General features: G+C 51.1%; 15 protein-coding genes and 1 pseudogene. 4 read left to right on the top strand and 12 right to left on the bottom strand.

The window, feature by feature from the left end; genetic code table 11:
• Positions 1 to 140: 140 nt before the first annotated feature.
• The 7 genes from tar to flhD form a co-directional block, all read right to left on the bottom strand.
• A complete protein-coding gene (gene tar / locus NBA72_RS10975) occupies positions 141 to 1,802 on the bottom strand; it encodes a methyl-accepting chemotaxis protein II (RefSeq protein WP_023258501.1) in 1,662 nt (553 codons plus the stop codon).
• Between the two features lie 236 nt (positions 1,803 to 2,038).
• Positions 2,039 to 2,542, bottom strand: coding sequence for a chemotaxis protein CheW (gene cheW / locus NBA72_RS10980; RefSeq protein ID WP_000147295.1), 504 nt, complete (start codon positions 2,540 to 2,542; stop codon positions 2,039 to 2,041).
• A 20-nt stretch (positions 2,543 to 2,562) separates the two neighbouring features.
• Complete coding sequence (gene cheA, locus NBA72_RS10985) at positions 2,563 to 4,578, bottom strand: chemotaxis protein CheA (protein ID WP_000061302.1); 2,016 nt, start codon at positions 4,576 to 4,578, stop codon at positions 2,563 to 2,565.
• Between the two features lie 4 nt (positions 4,579 to 4,582).
• Positions 4,583 to 5,512: a flagellar motor protein MotB gene (gene motB / locus NBA72_RS10990; protein WP_000795653.1), complete on the bottom strand. Its 930-nt coding sequence runs from the start codon at positions 5,510 to 5,512 to the stop codon at positions 4,583 to 4,585.
• Positions 5,509 to 6,396, bottom strand: coding sequence for a flagellar motor stator protein MotA (gene motA, locus NBA72_RS10995; protein WP_000906312.1), 888 nt, complete (start codon positions 6,394 to 6,396; stop codon positions 5,509 to 5,511). The genes motB and motA overlap by 4 nt, the downstream gene beginning before the upstream one ends.
• Before the next feature lie 124 nt (positions 6,397 to 6,520).
• Entirely contained in the window at positions 6,521 to 7,105 is a 585-nt protein-coding gene (gene flhC, locus NBA72_RS11000) for a flagellar transcriptional regulator FlhC (RefSeq protein ID WP_000605987.1), read from the bottom strand.
• On the bottom strand, positions 7,102 to 7,443 hold the full coding sequence (gene flhD, locus NBA72_RS11005; RefSeq protein ID WP_001518146.1) for a flagellar transcriptional regulator FlhD: 342 nt from the start codon (positions 7,441 to 7,443) through the stop codon (positions 7,102 to 7,104). Before flhD ends, flhC begins: the two co-directional genes overlap by 4 nt.
• A gap of 682 nt (positions 7,444 to 8,125) precedes the next feature.
• Between flhD and NBA72_RS11010 the strand changes: the two genes are divergently transcribed.
• Both NBA72_RS11010 and uspC read left to right on the top strand, forming a co-directional pair.
• On the top strand, positions 8,126 to 8,242 hold the full coding sequence (locus NBA72_RS11010) for a hypothetical protein (RefSeq protein WP_001617301.1): 117 nt from the start codon (positions 8,126 to 8,128) through the stop codon (positions 8,240 to 8,242).
• Complete coding sequence (uspC, locus tag NBA72_RS11015) at positions 8,239 to 8,667, top strand: universal stress protein UspC (protein ID WP_000122606.1); 429 nt, start codon at positions 8,239 to 8,241, stop codon at positions 8,665 to 8,667. Before NBA72_RS11010 ends, uspC begins: the two co-directional genes overlap by 4 nt.
• Before the next feature lie 17 nt (positions 8,668 to 8,684).
• On the opposite strand, the gene otsA is transcribed toward uspC, so the two are convergent.
• The 4 genes and pseudogenes from otsA to NBA72_RS11035 form a co-directional block, all read right to left on the bottom strand.
• Positions 8,685 to 10,106 carry an alpha,alpha-trehalose-phosphate synthase gene (gene otsA, locus NBA72_RS11020; protein ID WP_000089042.1) on the bottom strand — a complete coding sequence of 474 codons (1,422 nt, stop codon included), beginning with the start codon at positions 10,104 to 10,106 and terminating at the stop codon, positions 8,685 to 8,687.
• Positions 10,081 to 10,884 carry a trehalose-phosphatase gene (gene otsB / locus NBA72_RS11025; RefSeq protein WP_000840114.1) on the bottom strand — a complete coding sequence of 268 codons (804 nt, stop codon included), beginning with the start codon at positions 10,882 to 10,884 and terminating at the stop codon, positions 10,081 to 10,083. Before otsB ends, otsA begins: the two co-directional genes overlap by 26 nt.
• Positions 10,885 to 11,106: 222 nt before the next feature.
• Positions 11,107 to 11,287: pseudogene (gene araH, locus NBA72_RS11030) on the bottom strand (L-arabinose ABC transporter permease AraH); the annotation flags it as partial.
• A 111-nt stretch (positions 11,288 to 11,398) separates the two neighbouring features.
• Positions 11,399 to 11,956 (bottom strand): DJ-1/PfpI family protein, encoded by a 558-nt coding sequence (locus tag NBA72_RS11035; RefSeq protein ID WP_042949116.1) that lies wholly within the window; start codon positions 11,954 to 11,956, stop codon positions 11,399 to 11,401.
• 550 nt (positions 11,957 to 12,506) lie between these two features.
• Between NBA72_RS11035 and NBA72_RS11040 the strand changes: the two genes are divergently transcribed.
• On the top strand, positions 12,507 to 13,010 hold the full coding sequence (locus NBA72_RS11040; RefSeq protein WP_000741707.1) for a non-heme ferritin-like protein: 504 nt from the start codon (positions 12,507 to 12,509) through the stop codon (positions 13,008 to 13,010).
• Between the two features lie 178 nt (positions 13,011 to 13,188).
• Here NBA72_RS11040 and NBA72_RS11045 read toward each other — a convergent pair whose 3' ends face one another.
• Positions 13,189 to 13,827 (bottom strand): RpiB/LacA/LacB family sugar-phosphate isomerase, encoded by a 639-nt coding sequence (locus tag NBA72_RS11045; RefSeq protein ID WP_000684804.1) that lies wholly within the window; start codon positions 13,825 to 13,827, stop codon positions 13,189 to 13,191.
• A 255-nt stretch (positions 13,828 to 14,082) separates the two neighbouring features.
• Between NBA72_RS11045 and NBA72_RS11050 the strand changes: the two genes are divergently transcribed.
• Positions 14,083 to 14,418 carry a YecR-like lipofamily protein gene (locus tag NBA72_RS11050; RefSeq protein ID WP_000803229.1) on the top strand — a complete coding sequence of 112 codons (336 nt, stop codon included), beginning with the start codon at positions 14,083 to 14,085 and terminating at the stop codon, positions 14,416 to 14,418.
• Positions 14,419 to 14,643: the final 225 nt, after the last annotated feature.

Consider the following 14,643-nt stretch of genomic DNA (forward strand, 5'->3'; position numbering starts at 1 on the left):
TCACATTCAAAGTACAACGGGCGCGCCCTGCGGCAGCGCCATGCTTCCCGTATTACACATTTTTTGCTTTTATCTATGCGAACCAGACGAAATGTATCGGCGGGTTCGCAAATTAATCGAGAACCGACAGCGCACGTCGATCAGAAGGTTTCCCAGTTCGCATCATCCCCGGCGGCTACTGACCGCGGCGTATTGCCGGACTGAGCGTCCACTGACAAACGCATCTCAGGTTTATTTACCGCCAGCGGTCGCGATGCCAGGCGGAAAGCCGATACCGCCTGGGTCAGACGGCTGGCCTGCTCTTCCAGCGCGGCGGCGGCCGCTGCGGATTCCTGAACCAGCGAGGCGTTCTGTTGCGTTACGCGATCCATTTCGGAAACGGCCAAAGCGACCTGATCGATACCCCGGCTTTGCTCATCCGAGGCGGAGGCGATTTCGCCCATGATATCCGTGACGCGCGTAACGGCATTGACGATGTCAGTCATGGTTTCCCCGGCGCTTTCCACCAGCACTGAACCGGTATCGACACGCGAGACGGAATCTTCAATCAACGCTTTTATTTCTTTCGCCGCCTGGGCGCTGCGGCTGGCCAGATTACGCACCTCGCCTGCCACGACCGCAAAACCGCGCCCCTGCTCTCCCGCGCGCGCCGCTTCTACCGCCGCGTTCAGCGCCAGAATGTTAGTCTGGAAGGCAATACCGTCGATAACGCTGATAATGTCAGCGATTTTTTTCGAACTGTCGGCAATTTCGTGCATGGTGTTTACCACGCCGTCGACCACTTTGCCGCCATGACGCGCGGTCTCGGAGGCGCTTTGCGCCAGTTGCGAAGCCTGACGGGCGTTATCGGCGTTTTGCTTCACGGTGGCCGTCAGTTGTTCCATGCTGGCAGCCGTCTCCTCCAGAGCGGAGGCCTGCTGTTCGGTACGGGAAGAGAGGTCGGTATTACCGGCGGCAATTTCACTGGTGCCGGAATAAATCGCATCCGAACCTTCACGAACCTGCGTCACGGTGTCAATCAGCGAGCGTTGCATATGTTCAACCGTTCCCGCCAGTTCGCCAATTTCATTACGTCCTGAGACGGTGAGCGTTTTCGTCAGATCGCCGCTGGCAATTTCACGGATATGAGTAATCACTCGCGCTAATGGGTTAAGCAGGGCATGACGAATGCCGAACCAAACCACCATCAAAATCAGCACCAGCACGACCGCAAGCCCCCCCAGTTGCCATTGCGCAAAACGGTAGTCATGAGCGCTTTGATCAAATGTCTGGCGGTACAGGTTTTCGCTCACCCGGGCGTAATTGCCCAGCGCCTCGCCCAACGCGTTTTGCATTCCCTGGGTTGGCTGGGCGAAGTAGGCATCCATATTGCCATTGTCCAGAAACTGAATAAGTTCGGCTAATGCGGCCTGATAGCGCTGATATTTTTCATCGACGTTCGCGCTGGCCTCCGCCATCGCTGGCAATGGCGTCATGTTTTTGAAATTGGCGTAGTGCGCCGCCGCCTGTGCGAGGGTCGTTTTTGCATTCTGGAGTAAATCCGTTTTGGCGCTGCTCTGCTGGTTAGAAGCGTCCATCATCATGCGTGCGGCGGAGCGGCTCAGGTTAATGCGCGTTTGCAGCATTAAGTCCCATGTCGACGTGAGTTCGCTTTGTTGCTGACGTAATTCGTTAGAAATAACAAAACCTTGCTGGTTATGCTGTAATGAAGAAAACAGCAAACCACCGGAAACAAGCTGTAGCAGTGCGAAAACCCCCAGCACCATCATCAGCATTGTGACAACGCGGATACGGTTAAACATAAGGCACCTTCCTGATAACGAGTTATCAACGTTATCGGCACCTGCGGTGATAACTTTACTTTTGCAAAAAGGAAATACGCTGTTCCGGAAGACGATATTGACAATAACAGCGTCGCAGCGGCGATGTCGGCACAAAATGCAGGGGCTGGGCGCGGGCGATGAAGAGGCACTCTCACCGCTGGCGGAAGCATAACGGTGAATATTGCCGGATGGCGCGACGCCATCCGGCAACGTTATTACGCGACGTGTGATGCTGCGATATCCAGCAGCGCCATCTCTTCGCTGTTAAGCAGTTTTTCGATATTCACCAGAATCAGCATACGCTCGCCGAGCGCGCCCAACCCCGTCAAATATTCTGTTGACAAGGTCACGGCAAATTCTGGCGCCGGACGGATCTGTTCCGCCGTTAACGACAGTACGTCAGACACGCCGTCTACCACTATCCCGACGACGCGTTGCCCCAGATTCAGTACGATCACTACCGTATTGTCATCATACTCAACGTCGCCTTCGCAGAATTTCACGCGCAGATCGACAATGGGGACAATCACGCCGCGCAGGTTAGTCACCCCTTTTATAAAGGCCGGTGTATTGGCGATGCGCGTCACCTGGTCATAGCCACGGATCTCCTGCACTTTCAGGATATCGATGCCGTACTCTTCATTTCCCAGTGTAAACACCAGGAATTCCTGACCTGACGGCTCGCCGGCCAGTTTGCTTACATTACTCATACCGGTCATATTATTCCCTTCTCACTCAATCAGGCGGCTGTGATCGCCATACGTTGTTCGCGGTTTAAACCCTGCAATGCGGAAACATCAACAATCAGCGCGACGCTGCCGTCGCCCAGGATCGTCGCGGCGGAAATCCCCGGTACCTTGCGATAATTGCTTTCCAGATTTTTGACCACCACCTGGTGCTGACCGATGAGCTGATCGACCAGCAGCGCGTAACGGCGTCCCGCGCTTTGCAGGATCACAACAATGCCCTGCGTGGCTTCGGTTTTCGCCCCGTCCACGTCAAACACTTTCCACAATTCGACCAGCGGCAAATACTCGCCGCGAACTTCCAGAACCCGTTCGCCGCCCGCCAGCGGATGAAGATCCTCTTCACGCGGTTGCAGCGACTCCATCACCGCATTTAACGGCAGGATAAAAACTTCCCCCGCCACGCGAACCGACATCCCATCGAGGATGGCCAGCGTCAGCGGCAGCAGAATACGAATCGTGGTGCCGGAGCCTTGTTTTGACTGGATCTCAACGTGACCGCCCATCTCCTGAATGTTACGTTTCACCACATCCATGCCAACGCCGCGACCGGAGACATCCGTGACCTGTTCCGCAGTTGAGAATCCCGGCGCGAAGATCAACATGCCTACTTCATCGTCGGTCATGTTTTCATTCACCGCCATCCCCTGCGACATGGCCTTCGCCAGGATACGCTCACGGTTAAGCCCCGCGCCGTCATCGGTCACTTCAATACAAATATTCCCGCCCTGATGTTCTGCGGAAAGAATCAGGTTGCCGACAACATTTTTCCCCGCCTCAAGGCGTTTTTCCGGCATTTCAATCCCGTGGTCGAGACTGTTGCGCACCAGGTGCGTCAGCGGGTCGATAATGCGTTCGATCAGGCTTTTATCAAGTTCAGTGGAGCTCCCCACCAGCGTCAGCTCTACCTGCTTGCCCAGTTTGCCCGCTAAATCGCGTACCAGACGCGGGAAACGGCTGAAGACGTACTCCATAGGCATCATACGAATCGACATCACCGACTCTTGTAAGTCGCGGGCGTTACGTTGTAACTGCCCCATACTGGTAATGAGATCGCCGTGGTTTACCGGGTCCAGCTCGTTAGAACGCTGGGCCAACATTGACTGGGTAATCACTAACTCGCCGACCAGGTTTATGAGCTGATCCACTTTCTCTACCGCCACGCGAATGCTGGTGGACTCGCGTTCACGCGCAGGTTTTTCACGCCCCGCATGATGTTCATGCGCCGCGCTTTTGGCGGCTGGCGCAACGACTGCCGGAGGCGCTACCGGCGCTACCTCGGTTTTCTCTTGCGCTTTTTCAACCGGCGCGGCGACCACTTTTTCAAAAGCGATCTGATCGGCCTCAATGACAAAACAGAGCACCGCGACAATGTCATCTTCCGCGACGCTGCCATCCAGAGTTGCCGACAGTGAATCCGCCCCCTTAACGACATCCGTCAGAGTAGCCAGATTGCCCAACTCTTCTTCAAGCAGATCGACCTCATTGGCTTTCAACCGTGAAAGTACAATGCGCAGTTTACTCTCGTCACGAGGCGATTCGGTTTCGGCTACGCTCTCTTCCTGGATCGCCGCGCTTAGTGCCGCGGTTTCTACGACCGCTGGCGTGGTTTCGCCTTTCGCCTCCAGCGCCAACTGGCGTAGCGCATTGCAGATATATTCGAAGCTTGCGGCATCCGGCTCTTCGGAGTTTTTATAGGCGTCGAGCTGTTCCTGCATAATATCTTTCGTTTCCAAAAACAGGTTGATAATGTCGGTATTGAGCTGCATTTCACCGCGTCGGGCTTCATCCAGCAGGTTTTCCATTAAATGTGTGGTTTCCTGCAGAATAGTGAAGCCGAATGTGCCCGCGCCGCCTTTAATGGAGTGCGCCGCGCGAAAAATGGCGTTCAGTTGTTCAGCGTCCGGGGATTCCGGCACCAAATCCAGCAGATGCTGCTCCATATCAGCCAACAGCTCGTCAGCTTCATCAAAAAATGTCTGATAAAAATCGCTAATATCCATGCTCACGCTATCACCTCGGTTCCGCTTTTGGCGATGTGGGTACGCTTGCCGGCGGGGCTGCCGCAGGCTGTTGTAATACACTTACCGGCTCATTCTGGCTTTCAGCGTTTTCATGCAAAATGGCCTGTTCCGCCTGTTTGTTTAATACCAGCAGGCTTATACGGCGGTTGATGGCGTCATCAGGACCGCGATCGCTCAGCCGCATCGTGGCGGCCATGCCAACCACCCGTAATACTTTTCCGTTATCCAGCCCGCCAGCGACCAGTTCGCGACGAGAGGCATTGGCGCGATCGGCGGATAACTCCCAGTTGCTATAGCCTTTTTCGCCGTTCGCGTAGGGAAAGTCATCGGTATGGCCGGCCAGGCTAATGCGATTAGGTATACCGTTTAACACTGGCGCAATCGCACGCAGGATATCGCGCATATACGGCTCAACTTCGGCGCTGCCGGTTTTAAACATCGGGCGGTTCTGGCTGTCGATAATCTGGATGCGCAACCCCTCCTGAACTAAATCAATTTTCAGATGCGGACGTAACGCGCGCAGTTTGGGATCGGATTCGATCAGTTGATCCAGATCGCCGCGCAGTTTGTTTAACCGACTCTGCTCCATCCGTTTTTTCAGCTCGTCGATATTCGGCTGCTTTTCCACTTCACCCTGCTGTTGGGTGTAATCATCGCCGCCGCCTGGTATCGGGCTCTCGCTATTGGCAATCCGATTCCCCCCCGTTACCGCGGTGGCCAACGGCGTACGAAAATATTCGGCAATCTGAATTAATTCTTTAGGGCTGGAGATGGAAATCAGCCACATCACCAGAAAAAAAGCCATCATCGCCGTCATAAAATCGGCGTAGGCAATTTTCCAGGAACCGTGCGCCCCGCCGCCATGCGGTTTGTGCCTGCGGCGTTTTACGACGACAATGGGATGAGCCTGATTTTTCATGCTTCCTCAGTCGTCTGCTGCTGGTTTGGGTTTCTCACTGCGCGAACGTGTTCTTCCAACTCAATAAACGATGGACGCTCACTGGAATAAAGCGTTTTACGACCAAATTCCACGGCAATCGGCGGCGCATAGCCGTTCAGATTAGACAGCAGTGTGATTTTTACGCACTGCATCATCTTGGTGGTTTCGGCGCTCTTCTGGCGCAAAACGGTCGCTAACGGTGAAATGAATCCATAAGCCAGTAAAATACCGAGGAACGTACCTACCATGGCATGGGCAATCAGCGCCCCCAACTCCGCTGCCGGACGATCGGCTGAAGCCAGAGCGTGAACCACCCCCATTACCGCCGCGACGATACCAAAGGCAGGCAGCGAATCCCCCACCATCGCCAGACTGTTGGCCGGGACTTCCGCCTCGCTTTCATGGGTTTCAATCTCTTCATCCATCAACGCTTCAATTTCGAACGTATTCATGTTGCCGCTGATGATCAGGCGCAGATAATCGACAATAAAATCAAGCATTACCGCATCGGCCAGAATACGCGGATAACTGGCGAAGATTTCACTCTCTTTCGGATTTTCAATATCGCGTTCAAGGGAGAACATCCCCTGCTGGCGTGATTTGGCCATCAGGCGATAGAGCAACGCCAGCAAATCCATGTACATAGATTTCGTGTATTTCGAACGACGAAATAACAACGGGATCGCTTTCATCGTGCCTTTGATGGCCTTCCCGTTGTTGCCGACAATGAACGCCCCTATCCCCGCGCCGCCAATGATGACCAGTTCAGCAGGTTGATAGAGTGCCCCAAGGTGTCCGCCGGTCATGACATAACCGCCGAAAACTGTACCGATAACCACCAGGTAACCTAATAAGATAAGCACGACATCATCCTTCCGCTGTTGACTATGACAGGATGCGCAGTCGGGCGATTAACGCGAAGGCAAGGCAAAAAAAAGCAGCGGTAATGACTTACCGCTGCTGGAGTGTTTGTCCACACCGTTTCGGTTAAACAGCCTGTTCGATCTGTTCATCCAGCAGTTGTGGAATAATATCGGCAGCATCTCGGGAAAGTTTACGTCTTTTTACTGCGCGGGATGGCGGCTGGCATAAACTACACGCAAAGCTGCCTACGGGCTGATGCGCATGGGTAATAAAGTTCCCACCGCAGCAGTTACAGCTCGACAATTCAAGCAACCCACTTTCAACAAAACGCACCAGCGTCCATGCGCGAGTCAGCGCCAACAACGGCCCTTCAGGCGGTTGCGGACACTGCTCAAGATAAAGCCGATAAGCTTTAATCACCGCATCCACACCGCTGCATAAGCCGGTCTTCAGTAAAAATTGCCAGGCGTTGCAGAACATGGAGGCATGAATATTTTGCTCCCAGGTCATAAACCAGTCTGTCGAAAATGGCAGCATCCCTTTAGGCGGCGGGCTACCGCGTAATTCTTTGTACAGCCTGATGAGGCGACCACGGCTGAGCTGTGTTTCGCTTTCCAGCATTTGTAGACGAGCGCCAAGATTAATCAACTCCATCGCCAACTGGATATCGCGAGCTTCCTGAACAATGCTTTTTTCACTCATTATCATGCCCTTTTCTTACGCGCCGTATCGTCCACTTCATTGAGCAGACGTGTTGAAAGCATGATACCTGTGTGAATCTGCTGTAAGTCATCGACGCGCGAATCCTGAGTCAAACGGGTGATCGTCTGATGATCGTCAAACCGGAAATGACAAACTAACTGGTTCGTCTCCGCCAGTTTGACCATCTGCGGCAGGGTCAACGCGCCCAGTGTGTTTGCCATCTCTTCGTTGATACCGAGGCGGAACATCGCAGATGCTTTGTCCTGGACGATCAAACGCTGTGCAAGGAGTAAATATGACAAATTGATGTCATAAATGTGTTTTAGCAACTCGGATGTATGCATTGTTCCCATCCAGAATAACCAACTTTATTTTTGTGCGACGTAGCCGCACCCCGTGATGTCGCCGGGAAGGCCCGGTAAAAGAAGCAAAAAGGTCAAATGCATAGCAGCGCTCAGACATTGTGGACATTGTGACGTATAACGCAGCTTCCCACTGAGATTCGCCTTACACGTTTACATCAATTTTTACAAATGCCTAAGATTTTTCCTAATTCGACGCAACTCTACTCGTCAGCTTCGTGACATACAACGGAGCGGGACGGCGATTTTAGAAAATATGTGATGTAGATCACATATTTTAACGGAATACTTACGATAAAACCATCAGCATGGCTTTTACTTTGTTTAATTAATAACCTAATGTTCACTTTTTCTATTCCACACTGCTGAATAGGGGTACGTCAACACCAAATTCTTTTTTGTTTCTCTCTGTTAAAATAACGCCAGGATAATAGATAACAGGCTATTATTTCTATTTTAGAAACGATTTTATTTTACCTTTAGTAAACAGTGGCTTAAATATTAAACGTTATTAATTAATCTCGTCACAGCATACGCCCTCCGCTGTTAAAAATAAGCTCATTTGATTTAACTTTTAGCTTTCATTGTTCACCCGTTTAAATGAAGCATCCTGGTGGTGTGTAAAAAGTGTCTTATGCCACGATTCTTTACATAAGAATAATTAATGATTAATTATGATGTCCTTCACATTAATGTGGCATTAGCGCATTGCAGAAATGCGATAAACAGAGTAAAGCTAAAGCACAATCTCATATTCTTGCAATCAAGGAGCGAGTTATGAGCTACACCCATATTCTTGTCGCCGTTGCCGTCACCCCGGAAAGTCACCAGCTACTGGCTAAAGCGGTCTCTATCGCCCGCCCTGTTCAGGCGAAAGTAAGCCTGATTACTCTCGCTTCCGATCCTGAACTGTATAACCAGTTCGCCGCGCCCATGATGGAGGATTTACGCGCGGTTATGCATGAGGAGACCGAGAATTTTCTTAAGATGCTGGGGGAAAAGGCGGATTATCCGATTGAACAAACTTTCATCGCATCAGGTGAGTTAAGCCAGCATATTTTGGCTGTGTGCCGCAAACACCATGTTGATCTGGTCATTTGCGGCAACCATAACCACAGTTTCTTTTCGCGCGCGTCCTGCTCGGCAAAAAGTGTCGTCAGCGCCAGTCAGGTAGATGTGTTGCTGGTACCGTTAGCGGGCGACTAGTCGCCGCTCGCGATATTTCAGGCCAGCTTAGGGAACGTCGCCACGTTGTTCTGCTGCTGACGCTCAGGGCTACGCGGCGTGACCTCCTTTAGGTCATGAATAAAACGCTCCTGCCAGCGGTTAATGTCATTTTTAACGATCACGTCCAGCATTTCCGCATGACGCGAAATACGCTCGGCAAGGGGCATCGTTAACGCGCGATTGAGCGCCGCCGCCACGTCATCCCGATCGTAAGGATTGACGATTAACGCCGACGTCAGTTCATTCGCCGCGCCGGCAAACTGTGACAGTACCAGTACGCCAGGATTAGCGGGGTCCTGCGCGGCGACAAACTCTTTCGCCACCAGGTTCATCCCGTCACGCAACGGGGTGACGAGCCCGACGTCTGAATAACGGAATATCTTCATTAACAGTTTACGGTCGAAATGCTGATTCAGATAATAGAGCGGCGTCCAGCCCAATTGTCCATATTTCCCATTAATCCGGCCTGCTTCCGTCTCAAGCTGGTGGCGAATATCCTGATATGCCTGTACTTCGCCGCGTGACGTAGGCGCAATTTGGGTATAACGAATTTTTCCCCGATGCTGCGGGTAGTTTTCCAGTAGCGCTTCATACGCCAGAAAACGTTCCGGCAGCCCTTTCGAATAATCCAGCCGCTCAACGGAAAAAATATTCTTCACATTTTTCAGTTCCGCCTTGAGCTGCGCCAGTTTTGGCGGCAACGGCCCGGCAGCCTGCAGAGCAATCTCATCGGGCTCAATACCGATAGGATACACTTCTGTCTGGAAGTCTTTACCCCACGCGATATGCTGCTTGCCGCTGCGAGTCGTGACTCGCGTTTGACTCGAAAGGCTATCCAGAAAAGCCAGGCGATCATTTTCGGTCTGGAACCCTAGCAGATCAAAGTCACACAACTGCTCCAGCAGTTCATCATGCGGCGGTAAAGCGTTAAAAATCTCCGGGGTCGGGAATGGAATATGCAGGAAAAAACCAATTCGGTTGTTCACGCCGCGTTTACGCAGTTCGCTGGCAAACGGTAACAGGTGGTAGTCATGCACCCAAATGATGTCGTTCTCTTTAATGAGGGGCAATAACTTATCCGCTAATAACGCATTCACCCGCATATAGCCTTCCCATGCAGGACGCTGAAACTGTACCAGGTCCAGACGATAGTGGAACGCAGGCCAGAGAACCGCATTGGAAAATTGACAGTAATAATCTTCGTAATCTTGTTCACTCAGGTTAAACGATGCCCAGGTAATATTACCTTTTGTCACCTTTTTTAATGGCTCATCCTCGTTACCTGTCTCGCCACTCCAGCCGAACCACAACCCGCCAGCCGCTTTTAGCGCGCCAAGCACGCCAACGGCGAGGCCGCCGGCGCCGCCTTTATTATCCGGGGGGGCAATTCGATTAGATACTACGACTAAACGACTCATAGCCATCTCTCCTGTTATTCATTACTTGTTGTTCTTGTTGTGGATAATTGATTTGTTCCAGCCAGCGCCAGACATCGGGTACGCTTTCCAGCCGCCATGCCGCCTGGGTTGCCCCGACGCCCACTTTTACGGAAATTCCGCCAGCGTGATTCACCACGCCAAAGCCAGCCTCATCGGTCAAATCGTCGCCCACAAAAACGGGAATCCGTCCCGCAAAGGGCGCCTCCTGCATAAAGGCGGCAATCGCTTCGCCTTTATTAGTTCCCTTAGGTTTGATTTCCACAACACATTTACCAGGCTGCAACGCCAGTTGCGGCCAGTGCTGCGTAACGTGTTGCGCAAGCGCCAACAGCGCCGCTTCATGTTCCGGAGCCTGACGGTAGTGCAGCGCAAACGCCATCCCCTTCGTCTCCAGCTCCGTTCCGGGCAGCGCTACAAGCGTCGAACGTAATAACGCCTCTACCTCACGGACTACCGCTTCAGGAAGGCGCACGATATGGGTTTTACCATTGATGTCACGACGCTCTGCTCCGTGAACGCCAGCGAGCGGAAAGCGAAAAGGCTTCGCCAAAGCATCCAGCTCAGTCATTGAACGCCCTGAAATCAATGCCAGTGCCCCTGCGTTGTGCGCCGCGAGACGGTCTAACAACTGAAGGATTTTATGCGGTACCACTACCTGATCGGGATGAGGCTTTATCTCTGCCAATGTGCCATCAAGGTCAAAAAAATACGCATAGTTCGCAGTGAGTTCGGGGGATACGGTTAACGGTTCTGCCACCCTGGTCTCCTCCTTATCATCATATTGAGACTCACAAACGGTCTCATTAGTCATGTAAGTATAGACAGTGTGACGCTGCTCGCCATTTAGAAAGACCATCGCCAGCCGGGGTAGCGGCTGGCGATGACGTGAAGCTATACTGTTTAGTTGAGTGTTAATTCATCAAATCATACGCTTCGCTTTTTACTTATAATGGTCGAAGATAACTGTTGTCAGAAGGATTCAGCCGCGAACCACGTACTGTGCAAAAGGTGAAATGTTGAGCAGGTTCATCGCGTTCTCCACTGCTCCTGATATCAGTACGCTCGCCACCACATATGAGACTTTTCCGAGGCCGCCTTTCAGGAATCCCCCCTAAGACACATGCAGAAATAACGATTAGCTCATAACCCAGGGAAGTCATTAGCCAGCATGACATAACCCAGAGCGAATTCATCAGCCAAAAGGCAGAAAAGCCAGCACATTAATCCATAACATCAGCCAGCTAATCCTTACGGCCCTGGGTGAATAACGATTACCAGGGATAATAGATATGTTCAGCCTGTTCGCGAACCGGCGCATCGTCTCCTAGCAGTCTGGCGGAAAGGGTTAGCGCGAAATCAAAGACATGACCCAAGCCTTTGCCGCTAATTAAATTACCATCTTCAACAACGGGCGCATCCACATAGACACCTTCCGGAACCGCTTTCCACAGGTCGCCGGAACAGACATAACGACGCCCCTTCAGCAATCCGTGAGCCCCCAGCACCCTTGCCGCCGCGGAACAGATAGGACAAATAAATTTCCCTGCCGCATCATGACGCGCAACGAAAGCGATCACCGCCGGATTAGCCGCCAGATTAGCGCTCCCCTGCGGACCGCCCGGCAGCACTACCGCATCAAAAAGCGCCTGCTGGCGTTCACTCAGCGTGCTGTCCGCAACCATAGGAATATTATGGTAACTCACCACCGCCCGTGATTCAGCACACGCCAGCGTTTCGACGTCGATATGCAAACGTCGCAGAATATCAAGAGTAACAATGGCCTCTGCTTCTTCAAATCCTGGTGCCAACAGCACCGCGACCTTTTTCATTGACTGCTCCTTGTTAACGAGTCACCCATCAAAACTGCGCTCAACCGAATAACGTGCTCGTATGATTAATGACATTAAAAATGATCTACCGCAAAATCGGCTAGTTTATAAAAACAGGCATATTTGCTCTCAACCGTTTATGCGTGTGATATCCAGACTGACTAATGTTTATTTTATTGAAATTACCATACTTGAAAGACACACCTCATGATCTGAAACAATGTTTCATAAACCAGAAATCCATATAATATCATTTAACTTTCAAACAGTTGCAATCTTTCCACACTCAAAATCATTACACCTGAAAAAATCACACCGCTGAAAATGTAAAAAAAGATAAACAATTGCATTTAAGGATTTTCTTATTTTTATTGACGCGCTATTCTCATTACCGATCGATAAACAGGAAATGAGATCGCATAAGGGACTGGCGGAACGGAGTTCTTCTGCTAAGAGTATTTATTGTGCATAGAGGTAAGAATGTGACAACGGCCCGTTGCATTCTCGTCTGTCATGCACATCAACACTTTCTGGAAATAAGGATATTGTTATGGCAGCTGTAGGAATGGTTCAAAAGCTCAACACGCCAATGAACCTTGAGTTTTACGCATCAAATCTTTACCTCCATCTAAGCGAATGGTGTTCTGAACACAGTTTAACAGGCACCGCCACCTTTCTTCGTACCCAGGCGCAAGGCAACGTGACGCAAATGATGCGCATGTTTAATTTTATGAAAAACGCCGGCGCCACCCCTATCGTTAAAGCCATTGACGTTCCGGGTGAAGAGCTCTGCTCTCTGGAAGAATTGTTCCAGAAAACCCTGGAGGATTATCAGCAACGCGCCAGCACGCTGTCGCGTCTGGCAGATGAAGCGAAAGCGCTGAATGATGCCTCAACGCTCGATTTTCTCCATACCCTGGAAAAAGAGCAGCAGCAGGATGGCGTACTTTTACAAACTATTCTCGAAGAAGTTCGCAGCGCTAAACGAGCAGGGTTATGCCTGGCGCAAACCGATCAGCATCTCCTTAACGTCGTGACCTATCAGCATCACTGATAGCGGCACCCCGAGCGACGATATTGAGACATTATTAGCCGGATAGCAACGCGAAGCAGCTTATCCGGCCTACACCGTTTCTGATCTGTTTGCCAGAGGTGGTGCCTGTCGCTACTGGCGTATTATCGGCACATCATGCCAGCCGACAGGCGCGAAACGTCTCTGTCTTGTCCAGGCATTACCCCAGCATCTCACGTACAAACGCTTCTATTTCTTTATTCTGGCCGTTTTCAAACAAACATTGCTGGAAACGCGGCCCTGAAACCGCCGTTTTAACCAGTTCAGGATCGATAGCCCGTAGTGTATCCAGATAATTCTCTTTGACGACCGCGGCCTTAACCTGGTTCAAAATGCCCGCATTGCGTACCTGCGGCGCTTTGCGCTCAGGCGGATACCCCTCGCCTTTACGCCCGGTAAACGCTTTTTCAAAGATGAAACGCACGTTCAGCTCAGCGCCCCAGCCAAAACCTTTCGCAAATGGCAGGGACAACGCATTGCCGTTGTTGATCTGCGCAAACAGAAAAGCATCTGCCGGATCGATGCAATAGCCACAAATGACACCTGGATGAATATTTAACGACATCAGCGCGCCCTGCCCGGTGCCACAGCCAGTAACCACAAAATCAACCGCGTTTGCATTAAGCAAAATACTCGCCATGATGCCTAAATGAATGTACGTCAGGTGATGGTCATTTTCGTCGCACATGCCGACATTAAAAACGGGAAATCCCTTTTCATTGGCGACGGCGCTAAGTTCGTTATAAATGATGGCATTTTTGCTGGCCTGGCTATTTTCCATCATCAGTGCAATTTTCATCGTGTTCCTCCTGAATGCAGACGGCCACGCCTGCGTAAATCATGACGTTTTGCCCACACTACACATTTGCGAACACGCATTCAAATTTAATGAAACCAAGTTTCATTAAATGAAGGGACGCTCACACATTTTCTGTTCCCGCTGTAAACCTCCTGCCGTTACCTTTAATCAAGGCGAATCCGTAAGTTATTCCAGCCATTGACGGTGCAAGACACGAGGTAGCATGGTCTGATACCGAATTGTCGGAGCGATTTTATGAAGCCTCTTATTTTTACTCTTTCACTGCTAGCCCTGACGGGATGCACCATTACTCGACAAGCGCAGGTCAGCGAAGCCAGCCCGATAAGCGGCATCGTGCGCCTGACGTATAACCAGCCGCTATTTTTTACTTCACGGACAGATGACTATGTATCTCACGGGACCGCAACACGCGAATGCCAGCAGATGGGCTATGCCGATGCCGTTTCGTTTGGTCAGCCGGTAGGAACCTGTAGCATTTATGCGGGCTCGTTGTGTCTGAACACCCGATTTACCCTCTCCTGGCAGTGCCGGGGCGTTGCCGTCCCGCAAATCATGCCGCTTTATTATTAAGGCGGCTGGCTTAACGCCGACACCATCTACAATGGAGGAGAGTGCAGGGTCGCTATTGCCAGCATGAAGGTGCTGGCTTTCCTTTATTTTTATACGCTATACACTGGCGTTAATGCGTTTTATTCCCATTCGTATTTTTAATAATTAAATTTAATATTTTACCTTTTGCAAATAATAAAATAACAAATTATAGTGGCGCCACATTACCGTATATCTTTTGCTATT

The sequence above is a fragment of the Salmonella sp. NW1250 genome (genome assembly GCF_051812965.1).
Lineage (GTDB): Bacteria > Pseudomonadota > Gammaproteobacteria > Enterobacterales > Enterobacteriaceae > Salmonella > Salmonella enterica.